Source organism: Lysinibacillus sp. NPDC058147, assembly GCF_042884205.1.
Lineage (GTDB): Bacteria > Bacillota > Bacilli > Bacillales_A > Planococcaceae > Lysinibacillus.
In genome coordinates this window covers 480,779-497,410 of the sequence record NZ_JBHVUJ010000003.1, presented here as the reverse complement: position 1 = coordinate 497,410, position 16,632 = coordinate 480,779, and the positions used below count along the sequence as shown (strand labels likewise).

General features: G+C 36.3%; 13 protein-coding genes and 1 pseudogene. 10 read left to right on the top strand and 4 right to left on the bottom strand.

The annotated features are described in order from the left end of the window. Positions 1-11: 11 nt before the first annotated feature. Together ACFVT8_RS11895 and ACFVT8_RS11890 are read right to left on the bottom strand one after the other, a co-directional pair. Complete coding sequence (locus ACFVT8_RS11895) at positions 12-302, bottom strand: hypothetical protein (RefSeq protein WP_387079690.1); 291 nt, start codon at positions 300-302, stop codon at positions 12-14. A gap of 21 nt (positions 303-323) precedes the next feature. Next, a complete protein-coding gene (locus tag ACFVT8_RS11890; protein WP_387079692.1) occupies positions 324-587 on the bottom strand; it encodes a hypothetical protein in 264 nt (87 codons plus the stop codon). Positions 588-876: 289 nt separating this feature from the next. Here ACFVT8_RS11890 and ACFVT8_RS11885 point away from each other — a divergent pair, with 289 nt between their 5' ends. Then, positions 877-1,539, top strand: coding sequence for a potassium channel family protein (locus ACFVT8_RS11885; protein ID WP_387081472.1), 663 nt, complete (start codon positions 877-879; stop codon positions 1,537-1,539). 5 nt (positions 1,540-1,544) lie between these two features. Then, positions 1,545-2,024 carry a hypothetical protein gene (locus ACFVT8_RS11880; protein WP_387079693.1) on the top strand — a complete coding sequence of 160 codons (480 nt, stop codon included), beginning with the start codon at positions 1,545-1,547 and terminating at the stop codon, positions 2,022-2,024. 218 nt (positions 2,025-2,242) lie between these two features. Here ACFVT8_RS11880 and ACFVT8_RS11875 read toward each other — a convergent pair whose 3' ends face one another. Next, positions 2,243-3,505: a dicarboxylate/amino acid:cation symporter gene (locus ACFVT8_RS11875; protein ID WP_387079694.1), complete on the bottom strand. Its 1,263-nt coding sequence runs from the start codon at positions 3,503-3,505 to the stop codon at positions 2,243-2,245. Positions 3,506-3,944: 439 nt separating this feature from the next. Here ACFVT8_RS11875 and ACFVT8_RS11870 point away from each other — a divergent pair, with 439 nt between their 5' ends. The 7 genes and pseudogenes from ACFVT8_RS11870 (at position 3,945) to ACFVT8_RS11840 (ending at position 12,091) form a co-directional block, all read left to right on the top strand. After that, positions 3,945-5,546, top strand: coding sequence for an ATP-binding protein (locus ACFVT8_RS11870; protein ID WP_387079696.1), 1,602 nt, complete (start codon positions 3,945-3,947; stop codon positions 5,544-5,546). Next, positions 5,547-6,251 carry a response regulator gene (locus ACFVT8_RS11865; protein ID WP_387079698.1) on the top strand — a complete coding sequence of 235 codons (705 nt, stop codon included), beginning with the start codon at positions 5,547-5,549 and terminating at the stop codon, positions 6,249-6,251. 322 nt (positions 6,252-6,573) lie between these two features. Beyond that, positions 6,574-9,096 (top strand): bifunctional lysylphosphatidylglycerol flippase/synthetase MprF, encoded by a 2,523-nt coding sequence (mprF, locus tag ACFVT8_RS11860; protein ID WP_387079700.1) that lies wholly within the window; start codon positions 6,574-6,576, stop codon positions 9,094-9,096. A gap of 498 nt (positions 9,097-9,594) precedes the next feature. Then, positions 9,595-9,929, top strand: a pseudogene (locus ACFVT8_RS11855) (LD-carboxypeptidase); the annotation flags it as partial. 81 nt (positions 9,930-10,010) lie between these two features. Beyond that, positions 10,011-10,559 (top strand): S66 peptidase family protein, encoded by a 549-nt coding sequence (locus ACFVT8_RS11850; RefSeq protein WP_387224271.1) that lies wholly within the window; start codon positions 10,011-10,013, stop codon positions 10,557-10,559. A gap of 22 nt (positions 10,560-10,581) precedes the next feature. Beyond that, positions 10,582-11,079: a GNAT family N-acetyltransferase gene (locus ACFVT8_RS11845; protein ID WP_387079702.1), complete on the top strand. Its 498-nt coding sequence runs from the start codon at positions 10,582-10,584 to the stop codon at positions 11,077-11,079. 16 nt (positions 11,080-11,095) lie between these two features. Beyond that, a complete protein-coding gene (locus ACFVT8_RS11840) occupies positions 11,096-12,091 on the top strand; it encodes a S66 family peptidase (protein ID WP_387079704.1) in 996 nt (331 codons plus the stop codon). Positions 12,092-12,419: 328 nt separating this feature from the next. Here ACFVT8_RS11840 and ACFVT8_RS11835 read toward each other — a convergent pair whose 3' ends face one another. Then, entirely contained in the window at positions 12,420-15,509 is a 3,090-nt protein-coding gene (locus ACFVT8_RS11835) for an efflux RND transporter permease subunit (RefSeq protein WP_387079706.1), read from the bottom strand. A gap of 99 nt (positions 15,510-15,608) precedes the next feature. Between ACFVT8_RS11835 and ACFVT8_RS11830 the strand changes: the two genes are divergently transcribed. Next, a complete protein-coding gene (locus ACFVT8_RS11830; RefSeq protein WP_387079708.1) occupies positions 15,609-16,442 on the top strand; it encodes a TetR/AcrR family transcriptional regulator in 834 nt (277 codons plus the stop codon). Positions 16,443-16,632: the final 190 nt, after the last annotated feature.

The window sequence follows — 16,632 nt, the reverse complement described above, 5'->3', positions numbered from 1 at the left end:
TGGAACGTTCATTATCCAACCCGAGCGAAAAAGGAAAGTAATCCGATCAAATCAAGGCGTGCCCCGAATGAAAAAGAGGCTAACCCGATCACTTCCTTGGGCAACCCGATCAGATTTGAGACAAACCCGATCACTTCTTCGTGCAACCCGATCAGATTTGAGACAAACCCGATCACTTCCTTGGGCAACCCGATCAGATTTGGTGCAAAGCTGATCACTTCATCGGTCAACCCGATCAGATTTGAGACAAACCCGATCACTTCCTTTGGCAACCCGATCAGATTTGAGGCTACCCCGATCACTTCCTTGGGCAACCCGAGCAGTTATAGTGCAAAGCTGATCACTTCCTCGGGCAACCTGAGCAGATTTGAGGCTAACCTGATCACTTCCTTGGGCAACCCGATCACTTCCTCGTGCAACCCGATCAGATTTGAGACAAACGCGATCACTTCCTCGTGCAACCCGATCAGATTTGAGACAAACGCGATCACTTCCTCGTGCAACCCGATCAGTTTTGAGACAAACCCGATCACTTCCTCGTGCAACCCGATCAGATTTGAGGCTACCCCGATCACTTCTTCAGTCAACCCATCAGATTTGAGACAAACGCGATCACTTCCTTGGGCAACCCGATCAGATTTGAGACAAACCCGATCACTTCTTCGGTCAACCCGAGCAGTTATGGTGCAAACCTGATCACTTCCTCGGCTAACCCAATTATCATTTCCTAACGGCAACCGAACAAAAAAGCCACTAAGCAGAACGGTCCTGTACAAGGATTGACTTTATTGACGAATAGTCTCTTGTTTTGACGATACATATAGCAGAGAATACGTTACAATAATGGTATAGTAGTTTTCGGAGGGATTTTTAATGATGAAAAAAGAGTTTGCTGTCATTGGACTTGGACGTTTTGGAGGAAGCATTTGCCGCGAACTAATGAGTCAAGGCGCACAAGTTATGGCGATAGATCATTCCTCAGAGCGAGTGGACGAGTTTGCTTCCATTGCCACACAGGCCGTTATCGCAGATTCGACAGATGAATCGGTATTAAATTCATTAGGTATTCGTAATTTTGAGCATGTGATCGTAGCGATTGGTGAAGATATTCAGGCTAGTATTTTGACGACTATTATTTTAAAAGAAATAGGCGTTCAGCAGATTACTGTAAAGGCACAGAATGATTACCATGAAAAAGTTCTGCGTAAAATTGGTGCAGATTTTGTCGTGCATCCTGAGCGTGATATGGGGATACGTATTGCCAATAATATGCTGTCTAATACAGTGCTTGATTATTTGGAGCTTTCGGATGAACATTCAATTATGGAGCTTAAGGCAAATGATGCGATTGCAGGTTATTCTATTATGGATCTAGATATTCGTGCAAAGTACGGGATTAATATTGTAGGTCTTAAGCGTGGTGCAGATATCATCGTGTCTCCGCAGGCGAGTGATAAAATTTTACTAGGAGATATTATGCTTGTCATTGGGGCGGATGTAGATATTAACCGCTTTGTCAAAAAGGCATTGAATGGGTAATGAAAATGAATAAACGAAGATGGAAACTAGTTATATTTGCTGCAATTATTCTGATTGTCGCTTTTACATTGCAGTTTCGCGACAAAAATGAGGAAGAGGCTATTTCACGCATTTTAGATCACTCATCAGAAATTGATGCAATCGAGCTATTTAAAGGAGAGCAATCTTTATTTAGGGCAACAGGTCAAGATGCAACAGCCTATATTGAAAACTATCCGCTAAGCCATGTTAAGAAACTAAGCAAAAAAGAACGAACTATATTTGAAGAAAAACCACTCTATCATATTGTCTACGAAATTAAAGGAGAGCCTTTATATGAAGTGGATATTTTAAAAGTCGCTATTAGCTCTGAGTTAAGTGAGGAATTACAGCAGATGGTTTTTAATATTGGGGACCAGCAATATTTGATATATTGGGCAAAAGAGAAGAAAGCACTCGAGCAATCAACAAATACGCAACGCTTGCTTGAACAATATGTTAAATAAAAAAGGGTAGTGAAAACAGCAACTAGCTGTCATCACTACCCTTTCTTGTAGTTAAGGAAAATATAGAATTTTTGCCAGTGGATAACCTAGAACATAGTAGATCTCTAGGCTAAAGCGCTACATCCTCGAGGTCGCTTGTTCCCTAGGGTAAAAGTAGTGGAGCGTTTACTTTTGCTTCAGGCTCTCAGCGTTTTCAGATGTAAATGAGCGCATTAGATTTAAGACACAATAGTATTTTTTCCTTGAAGTGCACGTTCTTGCATTTCTACATCAAACTCTTTTTCAGATTTCGATACGACTACACAAGCTACACCGTTACCAATTAAATTTGTTACGGCACGTGCCTCAGACATGAAGCGGTCAACTCCAATTAATAGCGCAATCCCTTCGACTGGAATCATTGGGAAAGCAGCAAGTGTTGCTGCTAATGTGATAAAACCAGAACCTGTTACACCAGCGGCCCCTTTAGACGTAATCATTAAAATACCAAGAAGTGTAATGATTTGAATCCACGTCAATTCCATTCCATATGCTTGTGCAATAAATAATGCAGCCATTGACAGGTAGATGGACGTTCCATCAAGATTGAAGGAATAACCGGTTGGTACTACTAATCCAACAACTTGTTTAGAGCAACCAAAGTTTTCTAATTTTCGCATCATAGATGGCAAGGCGGATTCAGAAGATGAAGTACCAATTACTAAGAAAATCTCCTCTTTTATATAAGCGATAAATTTAAAAATATTGAAGCCGAAGAATTTTGCGATTGTTCCTAAAACAAAAACTACGAATAAGAACATTGTAATGTATACTGCGGCCATTAATAAGCCTAAGTTGCCTAACGATTTCAAACCGAAATTACCAATCGTAAAGGCCATTGCACCAAAAGCACCTATTGGAGATATTTTCATCACCATACTTACGATTTTGAAGAAAATTTCTGCCACTTGTTCAAAAAATGTGATGACAGGTTTTGCAGGTGTCCCAATAGAAGCAGCAGCTAAGCCGAACAATATTGCAGAGAATAACACAGGAAGTAATTGTCCTGTTGCAAGTGCACCTATAACGTTTTCAGGAATAATGCTAGAGATGAAAGCGCCTAAGCCTTGCTCAGACTCTGCTGCAGCAGTTGTATACTTTGAGATATCGGCTTCGGAAGCACCAGATGTATCTAAACCTGTACCAGGGCTAACGATTAATGCAACAGCAATACCGATTGCTAAGGCAATGGTAGAGACAATTTCGAAATACAGTAATGCCTTTCCTCCGATTTTTCCAACCTTTTTCATATCTCCCATACTACCGATTCCGATTACAACGGTTAAGAAGATAATAGGGGCGATTAACATTTTAATTAGCTTAATGAATAAGTCGGCCAGGATTTTAAGGCTTGCACCAAACTCAGGGAAGATAGCCCCAACAATCACCCCTAGAATGATTGCAGCTATAACCTGAACGGTCAGATTTTTCAGTAATTTCACTTTATGCTACCTCTTTTCTAAATTTTCTCTTTGATATCGTTTTCACTAGAATTATCATAGCGAATCCTTTTAGAAAAAAGAGATTTAGAAAATAAGAAACATATCGTTCATTAAGTACATTCATCTATATTTTAAAATAAAACGTAGTGTTTTCAATAACTCAAGCTGTTATGATACTCCGTGAATAATTCGCTATTGTTATAACACAAAAATAATTAATGAAAGAAAATTTTGTTTTATGTCAATTTTTCGTAATATTGTTCATTAAGTTCATGACTTTCTCCTACTTATGTCAACTAAAAGTGTTGTCAAAAAATTTTTTTGAAGATAATCTTAAAAGCATATCATTGATAGAAGTGACATTCTGAGCATGAGTAAAATCCGCCCATTAAGCTTCTCTTATAGTGAAATGCAGATTTGGAAAGGTAGGAATTTTCATATGATAAAAATGCCCGTAAACGGCAAAATCCTATTAGTGACATTTTTTATCATTGCATTCTCCTTTTTACTTGGTGGCATTTTTGTACTTGGAAACCTCTTAACTGAGCAAGAAAAGGAGTTTGGTCAGCGTGCTATGCTTGTTGCGAGGACTGTATCAAATGTGCCAGAAATCAGTATGCATTTAAAAAATGACAATATTAAAGAAGCGGCGAAAAATGTCAATAAAATAGTAGATGGAATTCGTGTTGTGAATAAAGCGGAGTATATTGTTGTAATGAATATGGATCGTATTAAACTATCTCACCCAGTCACTAAAGAAATAGGGAAGCGTAGTGAATCACAAGATTTAAATGCTTCCTTTAGTGAGCATTATTATGTATCGAAGGCGCAAGGGGAAGCGGGTGTAATGATTCGGGCTTTTGTCCCTATTATTGATGACAAAAAAGAACAAGTAGGCATTGTCGTTGTAGGGTATTCATTGCCAACTTTTATAGAAATGTTGCGAAATTATGAGCATGAAATTTTTATTACTATTCTTATATCGCTTGTTTTTAGTATTTGGGGGGCATATACACTTGGTCGACATATTAAAAAGCAAATGTTTGGGCTTGAGCCTCATGAGATTGCCAAGATGTATGTGGAACGAACAGAAACGTTCAATGCTATGCATGAAGGCATTATAGCGGTCGATAAAGGAATGAATATTACAATTTTTAATGAAAAAGCAGCTGATATACTAGGAGTTACTAGAAAGATAGAGGATTGTATCGGGGAAAAGATTTATGATGTTTTGCCTGACACGCGATTGCCTGAAATTGTTGAAACGGCAACACCAGTATACGATCAAGAACTTTACATCAATCATCATAGTATTTTGAGTAATCGTGTCCCGATTATTGTAAATGGTGAGTTAGTTGGAGCAGTTGCTATGTTTAAAGATTTAACAGCAGTGAAAAAGCTTGCGGAAGAGGTAACAGGTGTTAAAGTTTTTGTTCAAGCACTGCGTGTACAAACACATGAGCATAAAAATAAGCTTCATACTATTGCAGGACTTCTGCAATTGGGACATACAAAGCAAGCACTTGAATACGTTACAGCTACTACTGAAAATGAAGCTTCTTTGACGAAGTTTTTGAATGAACGCTTTCATAATGAAAATATTTCAGGATTATTGCTAAGTAAAGTTAGTTATGGCAAAGAATTGGGCGTACAAGTAGAAATCGATCGAAAAAGTCATTTTAAACGCTTTCCACCATTATTAGACCACCACGATTTTGTCGTCTTGTTAGGAAATTTAATTGAAAATGCCTTTGAAGCGCTAAATGTTCTTTCAAAGGATGATAAATATGTAGCGATTTCTGTAGATGAGCATGACGGTGTCCTAGCAATTGCTGTTTCTGATAATGGAATTGGGATGTCGGAAGAGGTACAAGCTCGTATGTTTGAAAATGGATTTTCTACAAAGGCAAGTGAGAATCGAGGTATCGGCTTGCATTTAATACATGAAATCGTAAGAAAAGGTAATGGCGATATTGAGGTAGTGAGTGAAATTATGAAAGGGACAAGTTTCTTAATCTTATTTGAGTTAGGGGGAGAGTAGATGGATGTAATAAATGTGTTATTAATTGAAGATGATCCAATGGTACGAGAAGTGAACAGGCAATTTATTGAGCAAATCAAAGGATTTTCACTGATAGGCTATGCTGGTAATGGGTTAGAAGGGGTAGAGAAGATTAAACAATTAAACCCTGAACTTGTCTTTATGGATATTTTTATGCCAGAGCAGGATGGTATTATTACGCTAGGAAAAATTCGTGAAGAACATATTCCAGTTGATGTTATTGCCGTAACTGCTGCGAATGATATGTCTACTGTGCAGAGAATATTACACCTAGGCGTCTATGATTATATTATGAAACCTTTTACGTTTGAACGAATTGAACAAACTTTAAAGAATTATCAAGCTTATAGAAAAAAAATAAGTGGTATGCAAGATCTAACACAGCATGATGTGGATCATCTAATGCAGCAACGTATCCCTGAACAAATAGTTGTTCCTCCAATCACTGAGACAATAATCATTAACGAACTACCAAAGGGTTTTAACCGAGCAACATTAGACAAGGTACTTGCCTATATTCAAGAGAGTAACGAAGCCGTATCAGCGGAAGAAGTGTCCAACTATATTGGAACGGCTCGTGTAACAGCTCGACGTTACTTGGATTTTTTAGAAAAACAAAATTTATTAAAGGTGGATATACAATATGGGAGTGTGGGACGTCCTATCCATCGATATTACATTTAATCCGAAAGAGTGTCTTATAAAGCGGTTTAATACATCTTTTATAGGGAAACCTTAGTAACTAAGGGGATATTGGAAACATCATTTGCTTTCCCACCATATGGATTAGATTTTGGGAATTTGTTTATTGATGAATACATTATGCAGCAAATAGACTCAATAGAGTGAATAAAATATGCTACATCCCAAGAGGCAAACTTACTTTATCGATACATATAGCAGAGAATCCGTTACAATAATGGTATGTTATTCTTCGGAGGATTTTTTATGGAAATTAAAGATATAATTGATCTTAGAAAGCTAATGGGGAGTAGGTTTAATACACATGTTCAACGTTCGAAAAGAGTCGCTATTTAAATTTTTGAAAATTCTATTTCCAATAGCACTTTTAGCAATCGCAATTTATGAAATTCTACAAACGATAAATGGGATAGATGCCCATTTGCTTCAGAAAGAAGTGAATGAACTGCAGATATGGGAGCTCTTATTTATTCTTTTTATCACCTTCTGTGCTATTACACCGATGATTTTTTATGATGTTATTTTAGTGAAAATATTAGGAATCAAAATAAACAACCGACTTTTGCTAAATCATTCATTTATTGTGAATACCTTCTCCAATCTTATTGGCTTTGGTGGTTTAGTTGGTGTTTTTCTGCGTAATTATTTCTATTCGAAATATAAAGAGGATAAGGAAGACTTATTAAAAAACATAGCCTCAGTAACACTTTTTTATTTAACGGGGATTTCACTGTTAGCTTGGATTATGTATATGTTCTTTTGGGACTTCCCATTGCTAAAAGAAGTACGATGGTTAAAGATAGCGGTTATTCTTGTCAGCTTATATGTTCCGATTTTTATTGCTATGCTCATCATTCGCAATAAAAAAGCAGGTTCTTTAAAGCCTAAGATCTCTCTTCAATTAATCGGTACTTCCGTAGCTGAATGGGTTGCAGTCTTTTTAGTTATCTGGATATTAACTTTTATTTTGAAGATCCCAATAGAATTATCCAATTTAATTCCCATATTTTTAATTGCTTGCTGTGCGGGTATTGTCAGTATGATCCCTGGCGGAGTGGGCTCGTTTGACCTTGTTTTTTTATGGGGGACTCAAAGTTTAGGAATCGCTGATGAAAAAGTGCTTTTTCTATTAATTTTGTACCGGGTTGGATATTTTGTGCTTCCGTTTTTAGTATCTTCTCTTTTATTTGTAAAAGAATATTGGGAACGTTGGAATCAATCATGGGATGACTTGCCAAATGTTATTCTTCAGAAGCTGAGTCACATGCTATTAACGATATTGGTATTTCTCTCTGGCATAGTATTATTGCTATCAGCTTCGGTGCCGGGTATTTTAAGTCGATTAAAAATAGCTCAAGAATTTTTATCTTCACCAATCATGCATGTCTCTCACCAACTGACTGTTGCAGCTGGCTTTATTCTCTTAGGGTTAAGTAGGGGGATTAAATATAAAGTAAAAAGGGCATATCAGCTTAGCCTTATTGTGCTAAGTAGTTCTGCAATATTTTCACTTTTTAAAGGCTTGGACTATGAAGAAGCAATTTTTTTACTGATTGTCGCAGGGCTGTTAATTGTCTCAAAAAATCAATTTTACCGTGAAAGTAACGTTTTGACATGGGGCGTCGTTTTGATTGATCTTGCTGCAGTGACAATCATTACAGTGATGTATGTATTGATTGGTTATGTGAACTTACCTTCTTCCAAAATTCATATTCCAGCCGCTCTACAGGAATACATCATTACTGATTACCGAGACCTATTTTATAGTGCAGTAATTGGTATCCTAATAGCAATTGTAATTTTTTGTATAGGTTATTTTATCCGTGCACCTAAGAAAATGGAAAAACTTTTATCAAGTGAGCAAGAAGAGAAAATCAAAGATCATTTGATGACCTATAAAGGGACGGAGTATTCGCATTTGATTTTTTTACATGACAAATTTGTACATTGGAATAAACAAGGTACAGTTTTATTTTCTTATCAAATATATGCCGATAAGATTGTTGTGCTGGGAGATCCAGTGGGAGATGAATCTGATTTTTTATCCGCTATTCAGGAGTTTTTAGAATTGGCGGATAAGCATGGTTATACACCCGTCTTTTATGAAATTAACAATAAAATTTTTCCTTCTTTACATGAGCATGGGTATAGTTTTTTTAAGCTTGGCGAAGAAGCTTTTGTAAATTTAGATGATTTTACACTTACTGGTAAAGGAATGAAGGGACGTCGAGCTGTAAAAAATAAATTTGAACGAGAAAATTTTTCAGTTGAAGTAGTAAGCCCTCCTTACTCACAGGAATTACTGAATGAATTGGAAGTAGTATCAACGAAATGGTTGCAGGGAAGGTCAGAAAAAGGGTTCTCTCTTGGCTTTTTTGATGAACACTATTTAAACACTTCAAACATTGCTGTTTTACGTGGTACAGAAGGGGTTATTGGCTTTGCCAGTCTCATGCCAATGTACGATAATGGCGAAAGACTCTCAGTAGATCTCATGCGTTTTAAGCCGGGAGCACCATCTGGAACGATGGATTTCATATTCCTATCGCTATTTGAATGGGCAAAAGCAGAAGGCTATCGCGTTTTTAATATGGGGATGTCACCATTGTCAAATGTCGGTCAGTCTAGGTACTCCTTTTTGAGTGAAAAAATTGCCGCACAAATATTTTTACATGGGCAACACTTCTACCATTTTAAAGGATTAAAAAATTTTAAATTAAAATATGCAGATTTTTGGGAGCCAAAGTATATAGCGTATCGAAAGAAATCTTCATTGCCATTTACAATGGCACAAGTCACGTTATTAATTGGCAAAAAGAGAAAATAAATAGCCGATTCCTTTTAAAAAATCTGTGCTACCAGCATAATTAAACGCATTGGTCACACAACCAATAAAAAAAAGATGCATTGCAAAATTTCTTTGCGATGCATCTTTTTTGATGGATTTTTATCGTTGGGAAGAATGATAAGGGCCGGAACAACGAACATCGCTGATAAAAGAGACGGAATCGCTGATAAAACAACGAACATCGCTGATAAAAGTGTCAGAATCGCTGATAAAACAACGAACATCGCTGATAAAAGTGTCAGAATCGCTGATAAAACAACAACATCGCTGATAAAGGAGCAAGAATTGCTAATAAACAACAAGCAAAACCGGTAGATGTGAAAAATCAACTTTTCATTTCACAATGAAATATAACGTATGAAAAAATTGTAATTTTATATTTGATTTTCCATTAGTGTTTTGTAATAATAGAGAAAATTTAAATTCGAAATGAAAGAATAATAGAAAAATTAAAACTTATTAGGGGAGGGGAGCAGTTTGCGTATTCCGAAAAAATTAACAGTAGGTGATGAGGTACGTGTTATCGCGCCTAGTCGTAGTGCAGCAATTATTACAGAAGAAGGCGCTGAACAAACAAAGAAAAAACTTGAGGAGTTAGACTTTAATGTATCCTTTGGTCGACATATTTTTGAATGCGATCTTCAGCATTCAACTTCTATTGAGCATCGAGTTGCAGACATTCATGATGCCTTTCGTGATGAGAATGTAAAGGCTGTATTAACAGTCATTGGTGGTTATAACTGTAATGAGGTATTACCCTATTTAGATTACGATATGATAGCAATAATCCAAAAATATTTTGTGGATTCAGTGATATCACAGCTTTAGCAACAGCTATTACTCAAAAGTGTGGATTTGTTACGTATTCGGGTCCTCATTTTTCTAGCTTTCGTATGGAACAGGCACAAGACTATCAGCTATCATATTTTCAAAAATGTTTGATGAACAATACACCATATACGATTAAAGCATCAAGCATTTGGAGTGATGATGCATGGTATTTAGATCAACATAATCGTCATTTTGAAGCGGCTAGTTGGAAGGTATATTCCGCAGGAGAAGCAAGTGGGCAATTATTCGGAGGGAATTTATGTACATTAAATTTGTTGCAAGGGACACCGTATATGCCTGATTTATCAAATAGTATTTTATTTGTAGAGGATGATGAATTAGTTAATCCAGAAATATTTGCTCGAGACTTCACCTCGCTATTACAAGCTACTAGTAATATTAAAGGCATTGCGATAGGGCGATTTCAAAGAGCTTCTAAAATGACAGAGGAGCAGCTACATTTTATTTTAGATAAGCATTCAGACTTAAAAAGAATACCAGTATTATATGATGTTGATTTTGGACATACACAGCCAATCTTTACATTTCCTATCGGTGGTGAAGTTCAAATGAACACGAAAGACTTGATGTTACATGTCACTAAATTTTAAGAAAGAAGGGAGTTCGATCAAGATGCTTATTAGAGAAGCAATACGTGAAGATGCTGAACAGATCATAGCTGTCATAAAAAATGCGGAAGAGTCTAATTTTATGTTATTTGGGCCAGGTGAACGAAAATTAGAGACTGAACAATTTACTAAATTTATTGAGAATATTAATAATAACAGCCATTCAGCATTATTTATAGCTGAAATAGAAAAAAGAGTAGTTGGTTATCTAATTGTTCAAGGTAATAATATGCCATCTAGAGTTTCACATCGAGCCTATATTGTTGTAGGTATCCATAGTGATTTTAGAGGAAGAAAGATTGGTACTGCATTATTTAGTCACCTTGATGATTGGGCAAAAGGAAAGGGCATGCATCGCTTGGAACTGACAGTTATGGCGAACAACACTGCGGGCGTAGCATTATATGAAAAAATGGGATTTGAAATTGAGGGAACTAAAAGACATTCTTTATATGTTGATGGTGAGTACATTGATGAATATTATATGTCGAAATTATTGTAATCCAAAGGGTGTGTATATGAATTCTAGAAGAAACACTAGAATTATTAATATCGGTATTTTTTCACCTTCTTCACCGGCATCCATCAATTCACTTTCTCGTTATAAGCGTGCAAAAGCTTTTCTTGAACAAAGAAATATAAAGTTAATTGAGGGAAGCCTAACTGGTAAATCTGATATTTATCGCTCTGGTACTCCTAAAGAGCGTGCTGAAGAATTAAATGAATTACTACGAAATCCAAACGTCCACATCATCATGTCGACAATAGGCGGTACAAATTCAAATAGTATGTTGCCATATATTGATTATGAGGCATTTCAAAGCAATCCAAAAATCGTCGTTGGTTATTCTGATGCGACGGCAATTTTACTGGCACTTTACGCAAAAACAGGAATTACAACTTATTACGGTCCAGCATTAGTTCCTTCCTTTGGTGAATTTGAGCCATTAGTCAATGATGCATATCAATTCTTCGAAAACTACTTCTTTAAATCACAATCATTACCTTACGAAATTCCAATGCCTACATATTGGTCAGATGAACCCGTCAATTGGCTAGAAAAAACGGTGGAAAAAAAGTTATATGAGAATGAATGGGTGACGGTTCAAGAAGGAGTTGCAGAAGGTAGATTAATTGGCGGCAATATAAATGCTATGCATGGATTTATTGGTACTTCTTATTTCCCTAAAATTAATGATGGAGATATTTTATTAATAGAAGATTGCGCTAAAAATACAGCTATCGTTGAGAAAAATTTTGCGATGCTGAAATTACACGGAGTATTTGAAAAAATCAGTGGCATTATTTTAGGTAAGCATGAACGTTATGATGATTTAGGGACTGGGCGTAAACCATATGAAATACTGATTGAACAGTTAGACGGCATTGATATCCCGATTTTAGCAGAATTTGATATATGCCATACGCATCCGATGCATCCAATTGCTATAGGAAAACAAGTGAGATTAGATGCAACGGCCAAGAAAGTTTATTGTATTGAGAAATGGTTGTAATTGAACTAAGCCCTGCTGATTTTTTGCAGGGCTTAGTTCAATTATGAATTAACATAGTCATCATCCGTAATAAAGAGCACGGAGCCAGAATACCCGCGGAAGGAGGGCAAATACCCGCGGAAGAAGAGTAAATGCCCTCTCTGTTGCTGACGTTACGTCAACGCTTCGCTTTCGCGCAAAAAACACCCGATGCCCCCAGGAAAGTGATCAACCGTATAACAGAAATCAACCTCACGTTATGTTAATGAGTCATAGACAATAATGTTTCATCAAAAATATAGAAAAAAGGGCTCTCAAACAATGGAGAGCCCTTTTTTACAAGTATTTATTAATTATCTTTAACGTCTTTTCGGTTTTTCTTTAACATTTTAGATAGCATTTCATAAACGATTGGTACAACTACTAATGTTAATAAAGTTGAAGATAGTAGACCACCGATTACGGTAATTGCTAGGTCTTTTGAAATTAGACCACTGCCACCAGTACCAAGTGCCATTGGAATCATCGCACCGATTGTTGCTATGGCAGTCATTAGGATTGGACGTAAACGAGTTGCACCTGCCTCTAAAATGGCTTCGCGCATAGCAAGTCCGTCACGTTCCATATGAATAATGCGGTCTACTAATACGATGGCGTTTGTAACAACGATACCGATCAGCATTAATAGTCCCATCATAACAGAAACAGAAATTGTTTGACCTGTGACGAACAAACCGACAAATGCACCAATTACTGCGAATGGTAGTGAGAACAGGATAGCGAATGGTGCTAAACCTTCACCGAATGTTACTACTAGGATGAAGTAAACGATCGCGATTGCAGCTAACATTGCAATTCCAAGTTGTGTGAACGTTTCTTGCATGTCTGCAGCAACACCGCCAACGCCAGTCGTTACACCTTTAGGTAAATCTAATTTATCGATTTCTTTATCAGCAGCTGAAGTAGCTTTTGAAATATCGTCACCGATAATCGTACCAGAAACTTTTGCGAAATATTCACCTTTTGAGCGAGATAATGAGTTTAGTGTAGTGCCTTCTTCTACTTTTACTAACTCACCGATTGTCATTGTTGTGCCTAAAGCTGTTTGGATTTTAGTAGCTAAAACATCGTCAAGAGATTTGGCCGCAGCTTTTTCTTCACGTTGTACAATAACATCAATATCTTCACCATCATACTGAACTTTAGTTAGGACTTCTGGTGATGTATTTTCATTTAAAGCCATTACAATTTGAGCAGTAGTTAAACCGTATTGTAGAACATTCTTTTGATCTACTTTTAAGGTATTCTCAACAAATGGATCTTCAGTATCAGACTTAATTTCTTCTAAACCATCAACTTCTTTTAATGCGCCTTCCACTTGTTTCACTGCTTTGCGAAGCTTATCTAAATCTTCACTATATAATGTGTAACTTACTTCATTCGAAGAAGTCGACATTGATGAGAAGTTTTGAGATTTCCAAGTTCCTGATTGACCGATGTTAGTTACATAGTCTTCAACTTCTTTACGTGCTTCAGGGAAGTCCTTCATGTCTGGATCGAAGATGAGGTACATTAAGGCACCACCGGCACCGCCACCCATCATCATTGCCGAAGGATCAACATGTTTAGGGTCATTGATTGAAACTTGTAAAATATTAACGTCTTTACGTTTCATTAATTCTTTTTCTACTTTTGCAACATTCGCTTCTGTATCTTTCATTAGCTCGCCTGTACCAGGAGTGTACGTTAAGTACATAACCTTATCTTCTTGTGAGCCCATGAAACTGAAGCCAATAAGTGGTGTTAAAGCAAGAGAACCAACAAGCAATACAATCGCTATAACTGATGTAATGATTTTGTGATTTAATGCTTTTGCTAGTACACCTTTATACCAAAGAGCTAGTTTACCAACTTCTTTATGTTGACTTTCTTTTTTCTCACCGTATATTTTTTTACGGAATAGGAAGTGAGATAAAGCTGGAACTATTGTAATCGCTACTATTAATGAAGCACCTAGCGCAAATGACATTGTTAATGCAAACGGCATGAATAATTCACCAACCATACCGCCTACAAAAATTAGTGGAGCAAATACTGCTACAGTTACTAATGTAGAAGAAAGGATTGGTTTGAACATTTCAATTGTCGCTTCACGAATAAGAGCGCGACCTGTTAGTTTTTCATCTTTTAAATGGATACGTCTATATATATTTTCAACAACTACAATTGAGTCATCGATTACACGACCAATCGCCACGGTTATCGCGCCGAGAGTCATAATGTTTAATGTGATATCCATCCAGTTTAATAGTAGTAATGCCATGAATACTGAAACTGGGATAGAAATAATCGAAATAATTGTTGATTTGAAATCACGTAAGAATAATAAAATAATTAATACGGCAATGGCACCACCGAATACTGCTTTTTCAATCATTGTGAACACTGAATCTTCAATCGGTTTACCTTGGTCAAGCGAGATATCCACTTTTAGGCCGTCTAATGATTTTTCTTCGTCTTTCATTAAATCTTTCACTGCATTTACGACTTTTACCGTATTTGCATCTTGAGCTTTAACGATTTGAATCGCAATCGCATCTTTACCGTTTGTACGTGATACGGATTGTACTTTACCTTCGACTTCAATCGTTGCAATATCGCCTAAGCGAACGAATGGTGAAGGATTTGTTGCTGAAGGTGTAACTGGGATCAATAAGTCTTTTAACTCATCGATAGATTTAACTTTACCATCTACTGAAACGGCCTGTTCACCTACAGTAAATTGATATAAACCAAGTGAAAGTGACATATCACTTGCTTGAATCATTTGCTTGACAGAATCCTCTGTTAAGCCAAGAGCAGCCATTTTAGCTTTATCATATTTAAATGATACTTCATTAATGTGCTGACCATTGATTGTTGCGGAAGCAACGCCATCAATTTTTTCGATTTTTGGAAGTAGAATGTTTTCTACTGTTGACGTTAATCCAACAATATCTTCTTTAGAGCTACTAACTGATAAAGCGACAACAGGCATCATATTCATGCTAATTGCCATAACTGACGGTTTTTGAGCACCTTCAGGTAATTTTATACCTTCTAAAGCGGACTCTAATTGGCGCTTTTTCTCATCCATATCAATTCCATAGTCATATTCAACTTGAACTTGTGCTACATTTGAAGAGGATGAAGAGTAAACTGCTTTTACATCTTCTAAGCTTTCTATTGATTTTTCAAATGGTATGGAAAGCTCATTCATAACTTGTTCAGGTGTTGCACCAGGATAAACACCCATTACAATTAAATATGGTATAGAAATGTCAGGTATGGATTCCATTTTCATTTTTGTACCTGAATAAATACCAGAGACAGTGATGATAATTGTTAATAACCACACTGCCAATTTGTTTTTCAATACGAAATTAACTAACCCTTTCACCTTTACACCTACCCTTTATTGACTAACTAGATTTCGTTATTTATACTAATGACTAATCGGTCATTTGTCAATGAAATACATTAGGAGAGAATTAAAAGTATGTTAAGAAAGCAACTTATTATGGAGAAAGCGTTGGAGCTATTCTCGGAACAAGGCTTTGAGGCTACATCTGTACAACAAATTACAGAAAGATGTGGAATTTCAAAAGGTGCATTTTATTTATCTTTCAAAACAAAAGACGAGCTTCTAATTTCCATGGTAGAGTATTATCTACAACAGTTTGTTACTGACGTTGACCAAGTAGTCAGAAGTTCGCTTAGTAAAGATATTATTTTAGTTGAATTTTATAAAAGTATTTTTCAAGCATTTAAAAACCATGCTGCATCTGCCCGTGTGTTTTTTAATGAAAAAGTACTTCTTACAAAAAAAGAGTTGTTTCAAAAAATAATTGCCTATGATGTTGAGATGTCTAAGTCGATTCTCTATATGCTTGAGCAGCTATATCAGGATGAACTTGAGGAGACAAAATATGATGTTATGTATTGCATTAAAGGATTTATGAAAAGTTATTCGGAACTTTTTATTTTTTCCGATATACCACTCGATTTAGATCAATTGGCTAAATCTCTAGCTGAAAAGACGGAAATTATTGCACGGCATACGACGATACCATTTATAACTGAAGAACTCGTTAGATTAACGGAGAAACCTTGTAATGAAGAAGTTTCACAGGAATCTTTGCTAGAATTAATTGATCAACATCTAGATGGGTTTGAAGACACTATAGAACGCGAGTCTCTTAAATTATTAAAAGACCAAGTCGAAAATCCAACCTATAGTAAACCGATTTTAAAAGGTTTAATTGAAAACATACGCTTGCAACCAGATTATCGTTGGGTTGCTTATGTTATAGCTAAATACTTTAATATGTAGACATAAGGATAGGATTGCACACTCTCTAAAGGATGACGATCCTATTTTATCTTCATTTAAGCAAAATATTTTCTGTAGAGACAGCAACAAGGTTTCGTCTGTGCGAAAGCGAGTCGACAGTTACAAAATATTTTCAGATTTTCGTACGAAAAGTTGAAGTGTGAGTAATGATTAAGTAGTCTTGGTGACT

Coding starts and splice junctions, on each gene's coding strand:
- ACFVT8_RS11885 (WP_387081472.1), top strand. CDS start 877: ATGAAAAAAGAGTTTGCTGTCATTGGACTTGGACGTTTTGGAGGAAGC.
- ACFVT8_RS11880 (WP_387079693.1), top strand. CDS start 1,545: ATGAATAAACGAAGATGGAAACTAGTTATATTTGCTGCAATTATTCTG.
- ACFVT8_RS11870 (WP_387079696.1), top strand. CDS start 3,945: ATGATAAAAATGCCCGTAAACGGCAAAATCCTATTAGTGACATTTTTT.
- ACFVT8_RS11865 (WP_387079698.1), top strand. CDS start 5,547: ATGGATGTAATAAATGTGTTATTAATTGAAGATGATCCAATGGTACGA.
- mprF (WP_387079700.1), top strand. CDS start 6,574: ATGTTCAACGTTCGAAAAGAGTCGCTATTTAAATTTTTGAAAATTCTA.
- ACFVT8_RS11850 (WP_387224271.1), top strand. CDS start 10,011: ATGGAACAGGCACAAGACTATCAGCTATCATATTTTCAAAAATGTTTG.
- ACFVT8_RS11845 (WP_387079702.1), top strand. CDS start 10,582: ATGCTTATTAGAGAAGCAATACGTGAAGATGCTGAACAGATCATAGCT.
- ACFVT8_RS11840 (WP_387079704.1), top strand. CDS start 11,096: ATGAATTCTAGAAGAAACACTAGAATTATTAATATCGGTATTTTTTCA.
- ACFVT8_RS11830 (WP_387079708.1), top strand. CDS start 15,609: ATGTTAAGAAAGCAACTTATTATGGAGAAAGCGTTGGAGCTATTCTCG.